The sequence below is a fragment of the Kistimonas ophiarachnellae genome, from assembly GCF_057552235.1.
The window spans coordinates 16748-33540 of sequence record NZ_BAAJPA010000025.1; the positions used below are offsets into that span (position 1 = coordinate 16748).

The window sequence follows — 16793 nt, forward strand, 5'->3', positions numbered from 1 at the left end:
TTTCTGAGTACAGGCTGCCAAACTGTACTCAGAAAAACCGCAACGCTTCCTGCACTATTTCAACAATAACATCCGACGCCGAAGCGCCACCGTGAACAGCCAGGGACATGACCGGATGAGTGAGCCCAACACACCTAACAATGGTTCCGACCAGGAACCCGAAATCATTGAAGTCGTCAACCTCTACAAAAAGCGGGAAAAAATCTACACGCGCTCGTTTCAGGGTTTCTTTCGCAGCCTGCGAATCAGTGGCGGCGCATTGCTTTTCATTCTCTATTTTGGTGTCGCCTGGATTTCTATCACGGGACGTCAGGCCGTTTTGTTTGACCTTCCGGCGCGACAATTCCATATCTTTGGCGCAACGTTCTACCCACAGGATTTCATCCTGCTCTCCTGCCTGCTGATCATCTGTGCGTTTGGGCTTTTCTTTATCACCGTTCTGGCGGGACGTGTCTGGTGTGGTTACACCTGCCCCCAGAGTGTCTTTACCTGGGTCTTCATGTGGGCTGAACATATTACGGAAGGTGACCGCAACCAGCGCATGAAGCTTGATAAGGCTGAAATGAGTTCCACCAAGTTTCTTCGGAAAGCACTCAAGCATCTACTCTGGCTGGCTATAGCACTGGCGACGGGTATCACGTTTGTTGGCTATTTCACACCGATCCGAGAGCTTGTACCCAATCTTTTGACCCTGGACGTACACCCCTGGGCCCTGTTCTGGATCGGTTTTTTCACACTGGCGACTTACGGCAACGCGGGCTGGCTGCGTGAACAGGTTTGTATCTACATGTGCCCCTATGCCCGTTTCCAGAGCGTCATGTATGACGAGAACACCGCCACAGTCTGGTACGATCCATCACGGGGTGAGTCGCGGGGCCCAAGAAAGAAAAGCGCCGATCACAAAGCCCAAGGGCTCGGTGACTGTATTGACTGCAAGATGTGTGTTCATGTTTGCCCGACCGGTATCGATATTCGGGATGGCCTGCAATACGAGTGTATTGGCTGTGCTGCCTGTATCGACGCCTGCGACAGCATCATGGATAAAATGGGTTACGACAAAGGACTGATCCGCTACAGCACCGAAAACGAGATCGTCGAAGGAAAACCCGGCAAGATCATCCGGCCTCGTCTGGTCGGTTATTTCGTGGCGCTGATCATCATAACAGTCATGTTCCTGGTGGCGGCCAGCAGCCGTTCCATGATTGAACTGGAAATTCTAAGGGATCGACAGAGCCTGTACACCGAAACCGTTGATGGCCTGATTGAGAACGTTTACACCCTCAAACTGGTCAATAAGGATCAGAAAACCCACCGTTACCACATCACTATCGCTGGCCTTGACGGCCTGCGCTATGAAGGTGACAAAACCGTCGAAGTTGCCTCCGGCGAACTGCTCAACATACCGGTACGGCTGATTGCTCCGCCGGCGGCACTGAAGGGCAAGCGGAACGCAACGGTCATCTTCACCGTCAAAGCGGATGTTGATACGATGCCACCCGTATCAACGGAAAGCCGTTTCCTGGCTCCGGCTCCCCGGTAATACCAACAGAGGCCATTCTGTAATGCATCATCAACCCAACCAGACTGACACTTTCACCCCATGGTACAGGGAGCCATGGGTGTGGTTTATCATTTCCATCCTGCTGGTGACCTTTACCTGGGGCGCCATTACACTCACGGTTGCGCTGAATAATCGTGATACCGTGGTCGTGGATGATTATTACAAGGTGGGCAAGGTCATCAATGAAGACCTGTCACGGGAAAACCGCGCCGCCGAATTGGGCGTCAGCGCCCTGATCAGCGTGGATGACCTGACGGGTGAAGTCCGCGCCAAGGTATCCGGCAACCTGCCCGAGCGCCCTGAGGTATTGCGACTCCGCTTTTCCTCACCGGTTTTCAAGAGTAATGACCGGGATATCATGCTACGCCTCACCCCTTCCGGTGACTACATTGGTAATCTGACCAGCAGTGTCGAAGGACGCTATTACGTACAGCTGGAAACGCTGGACGAACAAATCCCTGAAATGGCCTACCAGACAGGCTGGCGCCTCAATCATGAAGTCGTCATGGCGCCAGATGCTCCCGTTATGTTGTCAGCTGACAAGCCCGTTCCCGGTAGCGAGTAATAGAGATTTTCATGAGTGTAAGCTGTTTTCACTGTCATTTGCCGATTACCGGAACACCGCGTTATTTCGCCGTCATTGAAGCCGTGGAGCAGCCTATGTGCTGCCCGGGCTGCAAGGCTGTCGCTGAAGCCATCGTGGCCGGTGGCCTGGATAATTATTACCGTTTTCGTACTGAACCCGCGGAACGGGCTGAATCTGCCAACCAGGTGCTGCAGGCAGAATTGGCACTTTATGACCGTGATGACATGCAGGCAGATTTCGTTCGGACAACACCGGAAGGAAACCGTGAAGCTCGCCTGCTTATTGAAGGAATTACCTGTTCAGCCTGTGTCTGGCTGATTGAAAAACACCTTTCACATCTCACAGGCATTACTGGCGTCACCGTTAACCTGAGCCAACACAGCGCAACCGTCAGCTGGGATCCTGACAGCATCAAACTCAGCGATATTCTGCTGGAACTGCACCATATTGGTTACAAGGGTCACCCCTGGCGCGCGGAGCGTCAGGAAGCGCTGATGCAACAGGAACACCGAACGTTCATTCGCAGGCTCGCCGTTGCCGGCATTGGCGCCATGCAGGTGATGATGTATGCCGTCGCGCTCTATGCCGGTGCTATGCAGGATATGGAAGCGGAATACCGGGATTTTATCCGATGGATCAGCGCCTTTGTGGCAACCCCTGTCGTTTTCTATGCCGCCCGCCCTTTCTTCACTGCAGCGTGGCGAGATCTGAAAACCCGGCATCTGGGCATGGATGTGCCCGTCTCCATTGCCATTGGCGGGGCTTATATTGCCAGCCTCTGGGCAACCTGGCACGGCCATGGTGAAGTCTATTTTGACTCCGTCAGCATGTTTACCTTTTTCCTCTTGTTGGGCCGCTACCTGGAATTACGGGCCAGACACCGAACTGCCAAAGCTGGTCGTGCATTGCGGAACCTGTTACCAGCCAGCTGTCTGAAACTCAAAGGTAATCAGACAGAACGAGTTCCTGTTACGGATCTCCAGCCCGGAGACCGGGTCCGGGTGTTACCGGGCGACAGCGTACCGACAGACGGCTTAATTATCAGCGGACATTCCAGTCTGAATGAATCTGCTCTTACCGGTGAGTATATGCCAGTCGCACGCCGCACCGGCGATCGGGTTATCGCAGGCAGCCTCAATACAGAGAACGCATTGGACATAGAAGTCACCCGTATTGGCGACGACACCCGCCTTTCTGCGATTGTCCGTCTGCTGGAACGGGCACAGAGCGATAAACCGGCTATCGCCCGGATTGCTGATCGAGTCGCTGGTTTTTTTGTTGCTGCCGTACTACTGACTTCTATCGTCGTATATACACTGTGGTACCAGATCGATCCTGGGCATGCATTCTGGGTCACGCTTTCCGTTCTGGTTGTCACCTGCCCCTGCGCCCTGTCACTCGCCACGCCTGCTGCCTTGACCGCGTCTACCGGCACTTTGCAAAAGTTGGGCATTCTTATCAGCCGTGGTCATGTGCTGGAAGGTTTGAACCAGGTGACCCATGTTATTTTTGACAAAACGGGCACCCTCACCAAAGGTCGGCTGATCTTGCGACAGGTTATCCTTGTAGAAGACGTTAAACGAGAAAAGGATGATGTCGTCAATCTGGCGAGCGCCCTCGAAAGCCACTCCGAGCATCCCATTGCACAGGCTTTCTCTGGCTCATCGCCCTACACAGCCAGTGATGTCACCAATACTACAGGCAAAGGCCTCAGTGGCTACATAGACAATGATCTGTACCGTATAGGGACACCGGCATTCAGTGTTCCGGACAGTCACCTGTCACCGCCCGATATGTCTGGACAATGGTTATTGCTGAGTTGTAACGGCCAGCCCATGGCCTGGTTCGAGCTGGATGATGAACTGCGCCCAGAGGCTGCCACTGTCGTTCAGTCATTGAAACAAAGGGGAATGACCGTAGAGCTACTCAGCGGTGATACACCCGGTGTTGTGTCAAGGGTGGCTGGCGAACTGGGTATCGATGAATGGCAGGCCGCCGCTGTACCTGACGATAAACTCAACCATGTACGCGCCCGACAGGCACAAGGCGCCAAAGTGCTCATGGTGGGTGATGGAATCAATGACGTCCCGGTACTGGCACAGGCCGACCTTTCACTGGCCTTGAACAACGCCACAGACCTGGCAAGGACCACCGCCGATGCCGTCCTGTTAACGGGCGACCTGCAGCGTCTGCTCACTGCATTTGATCTTGCCCGGCAGACACGGCGCATTATCTGGCAGAATCTCACGTGGTCACTGGGTTACAACATTACCGCCCTCCCGCTGGCGGCAACGGGCCTGATAGCCCCCTGGATGGCTGCGATCGGCATGTCGCTGAGCTCATTAATCGTCGTTGGAAACGCCATGCGTCTCACCCGACTGGCACCTGAGACAGCTATGATAGATAAGGGTAAACTGTCTGCGACCGCTTTCCAGGGAGCCTGATGCCATGGCCAGTTTATATTTGCTGATTCCCCTGGCCGTGATCTTTGTGATCATAGCCGTGGCGCTGTTTTTCTGGGCCGTTGATAATGGGCAGTTTGACGACATGGAAGGGCCTGCACACAGCATACTGTTTGATGACGAGCACCGAAAAAAACCAACGATCACGGATAAACAGGACAAAAACGAATAGTCAGTGATCTCTATCAGAACAATTAACGCGGTCTGGCGGTATACATACCGTCGACCTCATTAACGCTACGCTTTTTTATGCCTGAAACACTGCAGTATACGACCGCTATCATTCTCGGCCTGCTAGGCGGCGCCCATTGTATCGGGATGTGCGGTGGCATTATGTCTGCCCTGACACTGTCAACGCCTGCCGGCAATACACTCCCACGCCGCCTGTCTTTGCTTCTGGCGTATAATTCCGGTCGAATTCTCAGTTACGCCATCGCCGGCTTACTGATGGGAACACTGGGTTGGTTTCTGGGCGGGTTCAGCCGTGAAACCAGCCTGGCCATTCGCTGGCTGGCGGGTCTGATGCTGATCGCCATGGGACTCTATCTTTCCGGGTGGTGGTTTGGTCTCACTAGACTGGAACAGGCCGGCCATCGACTCTGGCGTCATATTCAACCACGGGCTGCGGCAATGTTGCCGATCACATCGCCCTCCCGAGCGTTGTTAGTCGGCATGCTCTGGGGCTGGCTCCCCTGTGGGCTTGTATACAGTACGCTGATCTGGGCAGCGTCCAGCGCCAGTAGCTGGAACGCAGCGATGCTGATGCTCTGCTTCGGTATTGGCACCATCCCGGTATTATTGGCAACCGGTCTGCTGGCAGACCAGATGAAAAGTGTACTGCAACACCGTGGCGTCAGGGCCAGTGCCGGCATACTGGTCATGCTGTTCGGTCTCTGGACTATTCCCGGCCCACACCAGCACTGGGTGATGAGCCATCTTCAGTTTGGCGCGTCTCAACACAATGCATCCCAGCCTCACGACACAGGTAATCAAGCACATCCGTGAATTCTGCCTGCGTGATTTCGTGCCCCCGGGAACAGGCTTGCCAATTAAAGCAGTGACCGCCTGTTATCCGGCCACAAGCTGGCATATCGAGGATGGTTTTCCCTGAAAAAGGATGCTGCCTGCGTACCAGCAATTCCAGAGATACCGCTAAAGAGAACCAATCACAGGATTCGCGCATCATCCCCTGATTACGCAAAATTGCAGGCGACGCAAACGCCGGAGATGCATAACAAGGGATAACCTTTGCAATGGCTATCCCTATATCCGTAGCGTAAGTAAAGTCGATTAACATACCACCGCCAGAACACATGATATTCGCCGGCTTGATATCGCCATGGATAAAGCCTTGCCGATGACACCGCGCTACGGCCTCTCCGACCTGCCTCAAAAGGGCCAACCCTTGAGGCAGTCTAATGCCGTCCGCGGCAATCAAACTGGCCAGGTTTCCCGACGGCAACCAGGGGAAAACCAATACCCCAACAGAGGGAAGCAGTGCTTTCGGTTGCAATATCCCCCTGCCCGCCGCCTGTCTTACTCTTCTCCACTCCCTGTGCAATGGCTCTGGACATCCCCGTTTCAGGGCAACCAGGGATCCACACCAATGATCGTAGGCCTTTACGACCCGTTGCTGTTCAGTATAGAGACGGTCTAGCGTGAAACGTCCGGCCAGTCGTGACAACACCTGCCGTTCCAGAAACGCATCCCTGAACGTCATAGCAGGGTTTCCGGCAGGTTGAATGTCAGAAACAGTTCCTGTGCTCTTGGACCCGGATACTCATCCACCGCTGCGCTATGCAATTTAATCGATCGCTCACCCAACTGGTAATCAAAGACAACCCCCATCGTGTCAGCTTTCATCCTCGCATCCCAAAAGAAGCGCAGCAGCGCCCAGAAGCCGTTATATTGCTTTTCTGCCAGCAACACACCACTCCTGAAGAATTGTGCCGTCACCCCCGTATCGGGTGTATCATCGGTTGGCCAGTGCAGAGGGCTCCAGACCCGGGGGCCATGCTGATACCTGAATACCGGCCGCGCGGCGAACAGGACAAACTCCGTCACATCCGGACTCATCCCCAACGCACGCACGGTCAGATCCAGGGATAATTGCTGGCCATTGGCATCCAGGTAAACATGGCGAATCCGTTTTGCCTTGACCATCAAATCCAGTACCTGTGCTTTAATCGGCAACCGAAAGCCATCAATGGATTTGACCACGGGCTTCACCCCCTGCCAGTCGACAAAGGGAGCCACATAGGTGGTCATGAACCCGTCCCATACGCCCTCTGGCCGGAAGAAAGTCACAAATGCCGAGAGCGAGGATTCCCACCCTTCACTGACGGCAAAGGGAAAGCGTCCTGCCAGGGTCGCCTTGTAGACAGGCAATACATCCTGACGCCACCTTTTGTCGATATGCCGATACGCCTCCATGAGGACCAGTTTCCAGATCTGCTGGGACAGGGCCTGCCCCATATTGGCCACAACCGGCGGCGCCAGTGTGGATACCGTATCAATGCAACGGACAGGGTCATTGTTCCCTGCAGCATGGGCCAGTGCATACGCAAAAAAGACTTCACCCGGATCAGGGGCTGTCAGTGCATCCTGCAGGTAAACATCAAGGTTCGACACGCACTGTTCCAGCCGTTCAAACGCTGAACCCTGCTCGTGGCGGGCTTCCACGAAATCGGCGTACTGCTGGAACTGCTCATCCACCACATAGGCCGGGTTCAGGCGATACTGCTCCGATGCCAGCCACTTCTTCCCTTGCCCTCCCGCCTTGCCTGCCGCTTTTTCGACGGCGGATATATCCAGCGGCTCACTGGCTTGCACCAGCCGGGTATTTGCCACGAGAAAATTCAACGCATCCAGAAGAGGATTGATGGACGGCGCTCTCAAGACTTCCAGCGAGGCACCCAGCGCAATGAGCGTGTCATAGTGGGCAACTTCAATATTGTCATACAGGTTTTTCCAGCGAAAAATGTAATCTGAAAAATACAGGTTCTGGATATTGGTGCTGAGTGCCAGCAGGTCAATATTAAATGGCCCCTGTAAATCGCCCATGATCAGCCGGTATTCCGTCAACAATTGTCGAAGAAGCGGTGACTTCACAGAGAGATCCAGGTTGGCATACCCCATGGCGGTATATATCACTGGCAAGGTGAATGCGTTGAAACCAGGCCGGAAACGGCCCATCAGGGGAAAATATTTGCCCATGAAATGGCGGACATCCAGTGTTTCACGGTTATCCGGCAACGCCTTCAGCCGGCCATAAATGAGCTGATCGACAGGGACACCGGCAAGACTCTGACGCGCCATTTCAACCAGTTGCTCCCTGGGTCTGTAAACAGCGGCATACTCAGACGCCAGCAGGTCGCTGACCAGTTGCCCGGTCTGTTGCCCATTCAGCTGCGGGACAGCGACAGCCAGACGCCCAAGCAGAAAACGCTCCAGATCATTGGTATTCAGGAGGCGTTTGTTAAACAGCATCTGGTAAAAACGAAGGTATTCGAATATCTGCCCGGTATCATCATTATCAAGACTGTGCTGTAAGTCGGTTTCCGTCAGATCCACCAGCCGTGGCAACAACAGTTGCTGAAGATGATTGTGGTACGCCTGGGTCACCGCCTTCGACAACTCTCCCTCAAACAGGCTACTGCGTAGATACCAGGGTTTCTTGCGGTTCCCTTCCAGGTAAAGCTGTCTCAAGTCAGTCAGAACGGGGAGCACGTAACCAAGATCTGCGGTTTGTCCCTGACGCTCCAGGCGAAATATTTCCGTGTGGTAAAGCGCCAGGCGTGATTGCATACTATGAAAGTAGGATTCCTCCCTGATCCAGTTAGCACGTATCTGGTAAACAAAGACACCCAGCGACAACACGAGTACCAGTATCACCAGCAGGTGGGCAAACAGGTAACGGCTCTCCTGTTGCCGGTTCCGCCCGGCAATACCTGACTCCGGCAAGATGATTTGCCGCAGCAGCCGGCTGGCAAACAGTGTCATCCGGCCGGGTACCTGGTCGTTAACCGTCGTACTGGTACAGCCGCCAAAATTGGAGACCGCCTGCGTTAATAAATCATACTGGGCGCCCTGTTGTTCCGAGGTAAACAGGAAATAGCCCCGCAGCCAGACATACTCACGCAACATAGACTCGGCACAGAGTTCCTTGCAGAAATTCTCCATGACCCGACCAAACAGTTGCAGCTGGAAGGGCAAGGCAAACAGGGATTGCCAGCTCTCCGGACGCCGTCCCTGCTGCATGGATCGTAACTGTTTGTCGACCAGGCCCAGCAACAGGTTTTGCAGGGAATGCCGAAACCATTGCACATCAAAGTGCCGGTTGTCGTACTGGTCAACCAGGTCGCCAAACGGTGAGTCTGCCCCGCCCTCTCGCCGGCTGCTGAAAGCCGGCAGAAAATCACGAATGGCGTCCACACAACTGAATGCAGCGTAAACCGGCAGCTGTATGCCGATACGATTATTCAGCGTAAGAATCGCCTCACGTATACGGCTGACGGTGCCGCGACGGGCATCGCGCCCCCCATGCAACAGGTCAGCGCAACTGATCACCATGACCAGGCCATTCAATGCCTGGCGTGGCCGGTATTTCATTAACAGGTCAGAAAAATAGCGCCACAGCGCCTCATCAACACCGGCGCCCACCAGTCCCGGTCCGGTTTCAATGACGACGACCCGCTTCCCTACCCAGAACCGGCACAACCAGTTGGCGGAAGTTTCCTCGTCCTCTGAATAAAGAAACAACGGTTCAAGGTTATTGCTCGACAACAGCGTGCTTTTGCCACTGCGGCCATCGCCCAGCGCCACGTACCATGCCTGCTCATACAGGTTGCGTGTCGCAAGACGCTGACGGTTTTTTAACTGTTTGATGGCGTCCCCAAACAGGCTGGCCAACGCGGTCTTATCCCGTTCAAGATCCGTGAGTGTTGTCTTTTCTTCCTGAAGCGTACGTCGGCTGGTCTTGCGACGGTGATACCACCAGGCCACACCGGCGATACACGTCAACAGCAATGGAATCAACAGTAAACGCAGTATCATGCCCAATCCCGGCGTCATAAAGCCGCTCAGGAGCCAGACGACACTGACAACCGATACCATGCTGATCCCGGTTACCAGCAACAATGGCCTCAATGCCGTCAGCAACATGCGTTTCATTCGCCCGGTACCTGCCCAGTGCCGGATTCCGGTAAAAGATCCAGCTCTACCGTTCCTGCCAGGTTATAGCGAATGCCCAGCTCATTCTTGAGCAGCTCTGCTTTCTGGCGACTCGTCGCCGGAATTTTAACGACCCATTTATCCCTGGCCTGCGTGACCGTTGCCAGGTAACCGGCATGGGTCAGTTCATTACTGATGGCCCGGGCGCGACTCTCTCGCTCAAACGGGGTCAATGTGACTGACCATACGCGCTCAAACTGCTGCCCGCTCAGGACACCGGCAGAGTTCAGCAAACGTGGCGTCTCATCATCACTCACCCTGCTGGCGGCCTCATCCTGCCCTGTATCCGTGTAGAAAACTTCCATGGCCAGCCGCTCATACTGCGACAACAGGACGGCCGACTGACTGCCATACCAGAGTTCAGAAATAAGAACCGTGATTGCCACCAGCATGCCAGCGCCCAGCAACAGCCACGAAAACGGGATAAAACGGAATGGCTTGCCATACCTGACTGGTTTTTTACGGGATTGTTCAGGTGGTTTCGTGTCCTTATGATGACGGAACAGCAGCTTCAGGATTGTGGCGCTGAATTCACTGACCGGGCTATCAGGCACATCCCTGTACCGCCCCCTGAAACCCAGCTGCAACAGGCAGTACTGGACCTCAAGAAAATCAACCAGGCGCATTTGCTGCCGCAATGCCTGTTCAAGCAAGTCAAAAAAAACTTCTCCGCCATTGCGCTGGTTAAACACGCTGCTGACCAACGTGTTATTACCCCAGTTTGCAGCCTCCCCCCAGTCGGTGTTCATGATCATTTCATCCAGGGCCGCACAGAGGATAAAACAGGTTTTATCAATAACACTGGCGTGATAATCCAGGAACAGCCCCCGGTTACGAACCTCAGCAACCAGGTCAAGCAACAGCAAACGGAACTGCCGGATGTCCTGCGGGTACCCAAGTCGTGGCAAGGCAACCAGTACCGCTATCACCTCATGGGAAATATTCACCAGGGGATTGGAGTGAAGATCAAAACGTTCAGGCAGGCTGGACAATTCCCAGAGATCGGCACCTTCAGAAGTCCCCGGGCCGGGTTCCTGGTCATGAGCCGATGACGTCTCTTTATCAACGGCCCGTATATCGACAGTCTCTTCATCAACAAACAGCGAAGTCACTCATCATCTCCTACCCCCCTTGATAACAGCACCGCATCAGCGAATGGCAAAAAGCTCCACCGTCACATCACCCAGTTGTTCATCCATATGCAGGGCAAGCGACTCGTCCTTCTTCAGCATGTCCAGCCACAGGGGTGAACGGGTATCCAGTTCAAAATAAGCGGCATCGGTTTTGACCTTCAACTCGACAGGCGGTACCGGCAATACCTGAAGCGGAATACCGGACAGGGCGTTACGCACCAGCTCTGCAATACGGCTGTTGCCACCGAGCTTGCACAACAAAGGGAACTGACGGCTGATCTCCTGAGTTCCCATGGCGGCGGTCACAGACAGAACAAACCGGCTGGCAGAATACAGGGAACGATCCTGGATACTGGTACGCAGCAAACGTCGCCGGACCAGCAATGAATCATCCCACGCCAGTTGTACGACGGCATCAACACGCACCTGTTGCAACCGGGTGCGTAACGTTGCAAAAAGCCCTGAAAACAAAACATACAACCTGTTCACCTGGAAGTTTTCCGGTTCATCCTGCAACCTGCCTTCCAACGCGCAAAAATCCCCCTGTATCACTAACAACCAACGGTAGAGTTCTTCGGGATGCACTCGCCGGTCATTCAGCCATGACTGCAATAACGGTAACCACCGGCTGAGCGTTTGCAGCCATAAATGGTCCTCCATTAACGCCTGTGGGCTCTTGTTGCTTTTGTCTGCGCGGATTCGGTGGGAAATATCCCGGGCCCGGGACAGCATCTGGGTATAAAGATCGCCGACATGATTCACCAGGTACTCCGAGACACCGAAGTGCAGGCACATGGGGATGAACGCCTTGTTTAACTCAACGACGCCGTCAGGCTTACGCTCATGGACACGGGCAACAGGAATCACGGTCAGGTCCTGGATATCCTCGCCTTCCAGCTTGAGCCGGATATTCAGTTCCGCCACATCCAGCTGAATGCTGTCACTGTCTTCGCGGCAGGCATCAAACGCCTGGTAACTGATCAGGTGGTAACGCCGGTTATCCGACGTGCTATCCCCCACTTCGACACTGCCCGTCTTATAGACAGGCAACGCCAGGTAAACCATTTTGTCACGGGTTTCCTCCGGCACCTCGGTCGCCACCGCCGTTCTCAGGTTAAACGGTGTGCCATCCGGGAACAGGCCACTGGCCTGCCTGACACCCACCTTGCCGATGGCCAGCAGATGTTCGTCCAACGCCAGGTCCGTCAACCCGTATCGCCCTGGCTGCAACTGTTCGAGATAGCGGCGGGCATAATCTTCGAGATACCGTTCCTGCTGCTGGAAATGTTGCGGACAGAGGAACATCCCTTCACTCCAGACCACTTTTTTCCTGTCCATACCCTACGCCCTATAACGTGCCGAACCCATACGCAGAACCCTGCCCGCAAGGGTTCATTTCACTGTCGTGAGTCTGGCCGAGATATTCTCAATATCAAGGCGAACCCGGTTATCATGGCCTGGCTGGAGCGCAACAACGCCTTTGTTAGTCGCATCCGGATAGTTGGCAAAGGCCACCATGACGGCCAGGTAAAGCGCTCCCTGGGCCAGGGGCAGGGTTATGGCATCCTGGCTGCCCGGTAGTGCACTGCCGGGCAACCGGCGGTTCAACAGACTGCCCTTCAATACAGCGAGGTCGTCATCAAACAACAACAGGAAGTCCGACTGATCAAAAAAATCCCGCCGTGATAGTTGATAGATGCGCCATTCAACCGGTGTCGCCAGTCCCTGGGCGTCTGGATTGATCTGCGGCGAGACACGCACATCAATAGTGACGGTCGGTTGATGACGCCCGAACCCGCCACTGAAAAAGCTGCAACCCGCTAACAGGATAACCAGCCCCAGTTCCATCCGCATGACAGCAGGGTGTATGCGCATTACCCTTTGCCCTGCCAGCCCTGGTGCTGATACAGCTGATCAAAACAGCCCCGGAACTTCAGCAAGAGATCCCGGTTGCTGACTGATTTGTGAAAATGCCGACAATACATTCGCCAATAGAATGCCTTTCTTCCCGGCCACCACCGGCTGCGTGGTGCATACTCATCAAACATTGCCGCCAGCTGGACAGGATCAAGCTCTTCAATCACCTGGCTGAAGGCCGTTTCCAGGCAATCATAAAGATCCATTTCCCTTGCCCGGTTTCGTTGTTCAAACCATTGCATCTGCCCAAGGACAAAGGCCAACTCCTGACCCTCAGCGTCTGAGCGGGACGTTGAACCGGCCTTACCCCCGTCAAACAACAACGGGGCGGGATCACTGAACTCGGTCAGCGAACGCTGGCTGTCTGCCTGGCGGAACGACATGTCAGGTTCTGCGATTGTGTCGACCTCATCGTTCAGGTTTATCCCTGTTGACGGCGACTGGCGAGTATCAAATTCGGAGAAAGGATCGGGCTCCAGTGAGAAACCGGAATCATCATTCCGGTTTCCCGTATACCTCCCGGACTGCGCACCAGGCCTGTTTTGCTCGCCTGTTGTTGCACGATGCCCGGACGTCAATGACTGGCGAATGCCCATCGTTTTTGCCAGGGGATCGTCGATAACATCGTCAGGCGCTATTTGCCCAGTGTGTTGCAAATCCTGAAGCGTAGACTGACCGGGGTTGAAACAGCTCACCTGCAGGCGGTATTCACCCATATCGAGGATATCTCCATCACTCAAAGGCCTGTGACAGTCACGCCCCACCGGGCGTGTACTGCCATTGATGTAAAGACCATTCGTGCTCACATCGGTAATGCGGTAGCCCTGCTGATCCCTGCTGATAATCGCATGAGTCCCGGAAACAACACGTCTACTGTCTGACAACTGCAGGGTAACCCCGGGAACCCTTCCGATACTTCCGCCGCCTTCGGGAAACGTCACGCTCCAGTCAGTCACAGGTTCACCTTCCGGTGATGAGATAATTCTGATAACCAGTCCCATACATCGCGCCATTACCGGATATCCAGGGAAACGCAGGGACTGACACGACATAACCGGTTCATCCGGTTGCATCAGACTCTGCTTTCAGCCAATGAGAGAATAGTTGACCTGGATAAAGTTGTTTCAGATTTCTGCCTTCATCTGCTGCTTCAGTGGCAGGATCACTTTCCTGTCGACCTTTCCCTGTAACGGCATATAGGTATTGAGCCCAAGCTGGAAGCCTTCTGTCAGCTGTAACGGCGGCAGATAATGGTTATCAATGTCGAGTTGCAGGTGAATCTTCACCTGCTGCCCGACAAATCGCTTTGCCAGTTCAAAAATAGCGTCGAACAACTGCTGATCCCGAATGTGACGCAGCACGCAGGGTTTATCCGCCACCATCCTGATCTCCAGGTGGGCAAAAGGCACCGTCGCACTTCGACCAAGAAGGGCATCCCTTCCCAGTTGCTTATTCTGTCCGGCGAGACCCAACGATGTCAGGCTATCGCTGGAAAGGGGTTCGTATCCCTGGTCAGAGGGTATCACGTGGAATTGCCAGCCGAAGTAATCCTCAAGCATACCGGACAGTGCTTCCGGGTTGGTCATGTGCATGCCCAGCAGGGCGCCATACTGGAAGAACCGGGTGGGTTTCTGGCTGCGAATAGCCCTGGTGCCGGTCAGGGCGGAAAGATACTCATAAATCGAACCTGTCGAGCGGCGTGTCCTGGCCTGTGCATGCTCAGCCAGCTGCGCAAAATTGTACTTGTACCCCACCCGGTAACTCAGCTGGTGATACCGCTGGTTGAATATCTCCAGGAACGCAATACCCGCAGCCTGCCCCTGCTCCAGCCAGAGTCGCAGCACATCTTCCCAGAGATAACGCGGCATCACGCCCAACGCGCCCCCCAGGGCCTCCTGGTGTAGCGTCACCTGCCAGCTGGAAGGGCTGGTAGCTTGCAGGCTGACAACCGCCATCGCTTTACAGCCTGCCAGCAGGTCGGTTTTGTAATGTATTCCGGATTCTGTCGCCAGTCCGTTCCCCAGCAATAACCTGACAACCTGGTCCGGTGAAAAACCGGTCGGGTTCTTAAGCAGTGACTGGATCAGATCATGACCTTGCATCCCGCCCTCTTCGGAAATACCTGGTAAAACGCTTCCATCCCTTCCAGTTGAATCACAACCTGCGTGAAACTGTTGAAACCGGCAAATCCGGCAAAAAAACGATCCAGGAAACCGGTAAGCAGACAAATCCCGCCCTCGACGGGACGAATGTTCAACGTGACCAGGATTCGGGTGCCTGTCACCAGGCAACTTCTCCGGTTAATACGAAAAGGTTCGACCACCTGCGACGCTTCCAGCCCGATAATCGCATCGATGTAAAACTGGTTTTTCCGGCTGGCGCCAAAATTATAAAGCGACAGCAATGACCGCAGCGCCGCCGGCGGGTCCTCCGCTTCAAACAGGGCGTTGAAATTAAAATGCAAATGGGCCAGTAATTGCCACGGCGCATCTTTGCGATCAAAATTTCTTACCGGCACATGGGGACGCTGCAATATTCGAACAGTACCCGACAGTGACAACGTATCGAGACTGGTCATCGAGGTCGCGGGAGCCAACTGGTTGACCCGCCGTCCGTTACTGCACATTGTCTCTGCAATCCAGACGGCTTCCTTCTGTATCGGTTCGCTCCCCATATCCGCCACGGACACTGTACTTAACAAGGTGCCGTCATCCTGTTGCGCCTGGTGCAGGCACCAGCGCACCGAGGATTCCGGGGAACGGTAATTTTCTCCAAACAGCGGTGGGACCAACCGGCTTTCGCCACCGGTCACATCCACTATTCGCTCGATAGAAAACACGTCCAGCCCATCGCTTCCGGAAACGGCTCCACCACCGGCGTCTGACGCCTGATCATCCGGTGCAGGGGCCATCATCACCGGGTAGCTCTGCCGTTTATGGTCAATTCTTATCGGTTCCGATGTCAGGGGAAACAGGTTGACCGCCGGGACACAGAACAGTCGGAAATTGTCTTCTGACAACAGCCTGACAATGTTGGCCGGCAAATCATCCAGGAACAACACGATGTCCATTCGTGGCCCGGTACCCGAGATGTCTGAGCAATCCAGCGTGATGGTATTGAATTTCTCCGGGTAGAGAAAAAGTTCACTCAGTAAACGAAAGCCGGCAAAGGTTTTGGCATTGTAGGGCAACAGGTCACACTCCCCCTCGAAACCTGCCCCGTAAAGGCAGTCTGGCGGCAACCGGTTCACGACATCCCCCTGCGCCACCGTTATTTGCTGCAGACCATGGATGAGCGCATCATACAGCTGCAATACAAACTTGCCCTCACCACACAGATGCAGATCAAGGCCATCGAGCCCCAGTTCGTCAAGGTTCATGTCCGGATCATTGGCTTCAATACTGAGGATAATCACTGCACGGGCGTCTTCTGCGCCCGCTGGTCGCTGACAATCAAAAGGCGCGAGCTGTGCTTCAACACGGGTTAACCGAAAAGGATACACCGTCTGTTCACGGCAGGTTCGAAAGAGACAGCGATCATTGTTCCGCGTTATCGCTTCAAAGGTTGAATGCCGGGGAATTTTCTGGGGCGCGCCGAGATCCTCATCCGGCTCACAGACCAGAATGACCCACGCGGGCACCGGACGAAGAAAATGCGGAAACAACAATTGCAGCAGCTGATGCACCAGCTCCGGGTAACGGTCATCAAGACGCTGTTGCAGCCGGGCGTTTAATAACGCCACACTTTCCGTCAGGCGAATCAGGTCCGGGTCTTCAATACTGCCGACACTGATATCCAGGTTCCGTGCAGCCTTTGGATGCATCCGCGCAAAATCAGTCGCCTGCCGCCTGAGAAAAACCAGTTCACGTTCAAAATAGCTCAACAGTGATTCAGGCAACTAA

General features: G+C 54.5%; 13 protein-coding genes. 5 read left to right on the forward strand and 8 right to left on the reverse strand.

The window, feature by feature from the left end; translation table 11 throughout:
- Positions 1-115: 115 nt before the first annotated feature.
- From ccoG to AC27K1_RS20885, 5 genes are all read left to right on the forward strand, one after another.
- Positions 116-1540: a cytochrome c oxidase accessory protein CcoG gene (ccoG, locus tag AC27K1_RS20865; RefSeq protein ID WP_487152725.1), complete on the forward strand. Its 1425-nt coding sequence runs from the start codon at positions 116-118 to the stop codon at positions 1538-1540.
- 79 nt (positions 1541-1619) lie between these two features.
- A complete protein-coding gene (locus AC27K1_RS20870; protein WP_487152726.1) occupies positions 1620-2126 on the forward strand; it encodes a FixH family protein in 507 nt (168 codons plus the stop codon).
- Positions 2127-2137: 11 nt separating this feature from the next.
- Entirely contained in the window at positions 2138-4591 is a 2454-nt protein-coding gene (locus AC27K1_RS20875; RefSeq protein ID WP_487152727.1) for a heavy metal translocating P-type ATPase, read from the forward strand.
- Positions 4592-4595: 4 nt separating this feature from the next.
- A complete protein-coding gene (gene ccoS / locus AC27K1_RS20880) occupies positions 4596-4781 on the forward strand; it encodes a cbb3-type cytochrome oxidase assembly protein CcoS (RefSeq protein WP_487152728.1) in 186 nt (61 codons plus the stop codon).
- 77 nt (positions 4782-4858) lie between these two features.
- Positions 4859-5614: a sulfite exporter TauE/SafE family protein gene (locus tag AC27K1_RS20885; RefSeq protein WP_487152729.1), complete on the forward strand. Its 756-nt coding sequence runs from the start codon at positions 4859-4861 to the stop codon at positions 5612-5614.
- Here the strand turns inward: AC27K1_RS20885 and AC27K1_RS20890 are convergent.
- From AC27K1_RS20890 to tssF, 8 genes are all read right to left on the reverse strand, one after another.
- A complete protein-coding gene (locus AC27K1_RS20890; RefSeq protein WP_487152730.1) occupies positions 5508-6329 on the reverse strand; it encodes a protein kinase domain-containing protein in 822 nt (273 codons plus the stop codon). The two genes, AC27K1_RS20885 and AC27K1_RS20890, sit on opposite strands and share 107 nt — an antisense overlap.
- Entirely contained in the window at positions 6326-9781 is a 3456-nt protein-coding gene (tssM, locus tag AC27K1_RS20895; protein ID WP_487152731.1) for a type VI secretion system membrane subunit TssM, read from the reverse strand. Before tssM ends, AC27K1_RS20890 begins: the two co-directional genes overlap by 4 nt.
- Complete coding sequence (gene icmH, locus AC27K1_RS20900; protein WP_487152732.1) at positions 9778-10953, reverse strand: type IVB secretion system protein IcmH/DotU; 1176 nt, start codon at positions 10951-10953, stop codon at positions 9778-9780. The genes tssM and icmH overlap by 4 nt, the downstream gene beginning before the upstream one ends.
- 36 nt (positions 10954-10989) lie before the next feature.
- Positions 10990-12312: a type VI secretion system baseplate subunit TssK gene (gene tssK, locus AC27K1_RS20905; protein WP_487152733.1), complete on the reverse strand. Its 1323-nt coding sequence runs from the start codon at positions 12310-12312 to the stop codon at positions 10990-10992.
- A 54-nt stretch (positions 12313-12366) separates the two neighbouring features.
- Positions 12367-12849 carry a type VI secretion system lipoprotein TssJ gene (gene tssJ / locus AC27K1_RS20910; protein ID WP_487152734.1) on the reverse strand — a complete coding sequence of 161 codons (483 nt, stop codon included), beginning with the start codon at positions 12847-12849 and terminating at the stop codon, positions 12367-12369.
- Positions 12849-13904 (reverse strand): type VI secretion system-associated FHA domain protein, encoded by a 1056-nt coding sequence (locus tag AC27K1_RS20915; RefSeq protein ID WP_487152735.1) that lies wholly within the window; start codon positions 13902-13904, stop codon positions 12849-12851. The genes tssJ and AC27K1_RS20915 overlap by 1 nt, the downstream gene beginning before the upstream one ends.
- Before the next feature lie 111 nt (positions 13905-14015).
- Positions 14016-14993 (reverse strand): type VI secretion system baseplate subunit TssG, encoded by a 978-nt coding sequence (locus AC27K1_RS20920; RefSeq protein WP_487152736.1) that lies wholly within the window; start codon positions 14991-14993, stop codon positions 14016-14018.
- Complete coding sequence (tssF, locus tag AC27K1_RS20925; protein WP_487152737.1) at positions 14975-16789, reverse strand: type VI secretion system baseplate subunit TssF; 1815 nt, start codon at positions 16787-16789, stop codon at positions 14975-14977. The genes AC27K1_RS20920 and tssF overlap by 19 nt, the downstream gene beginning before the upstream one ends.
- Between the last annotated feature and the right edge of the window lie 4 nt (positions 16790-16793).

Coding starts and splice junctions, on each gene's coding strand:
- AC27K1_RS20920 (WP_487152736.1), bottom strand. CDS start 14,993: ATGCAAGGTCATGATCTGATCCAGTCACTGCTTAAGAACCCGACCGGT.
- AC27K1_RS20890 (WP_487152730.1), bottom strand. CDS start 6,329: ATGACGTTCAGGGATGCGTTTCTGGAACGGCAGGTGTTGTCACGACTG.
- tssK (WP_487152733.1), bottom strand. CDS start 12,312: ATGGACAGGAAAAAAGTGGTCTGGAGTGAAGGGATGTTCCTCTGTCCG.
- AC27K1_RS20885 (WP_487152729.1), top strand. CDS start 4,859: ATGCCTGAAACACTGCAGTATACGACCGCTATCATTCTCGGCCTGCTA.
- ccoS (WP_487152728.1), top strand. CDS start 4,596: ATGGCCAGTTTATATTTGCTGATTCCCCTGGCCGTGATCTTTGTGATC.
- AC27K1_RS20875 (WP_487152727.1), top strand. CDS start 2,138: ATGAGTGTAAGCTGTTTTCACTGTCATTTGCCGATTACCGGAACACCG.
- AC27K1_RS20915 (WP_487152735.1), bottom strand. CDS start 13,904: ATGGCGCGATGTATGGGACTGGTTATCAGAATTATCTCATCACCGGAA.
- tssJ (WP_487152734.1), bottom strand. CDS start 12,849: ATGCGCATACACCCTGCTGTCATGCGGATGGAACTGGGGCTGGTTATC.
- tssM (WP_487152731.1), bottom strand. CDS start 9,781: ATGAAACGCATGTTGCTGACGGCATTGAGGCCATTGTTGCTGGTAACC.
- ccoG (WP_487152725.1), top strand. CDS start 116: ATGAGTGAGCCCAACACACCTAACAATGGTTCCGACCAGGAACCCGAA.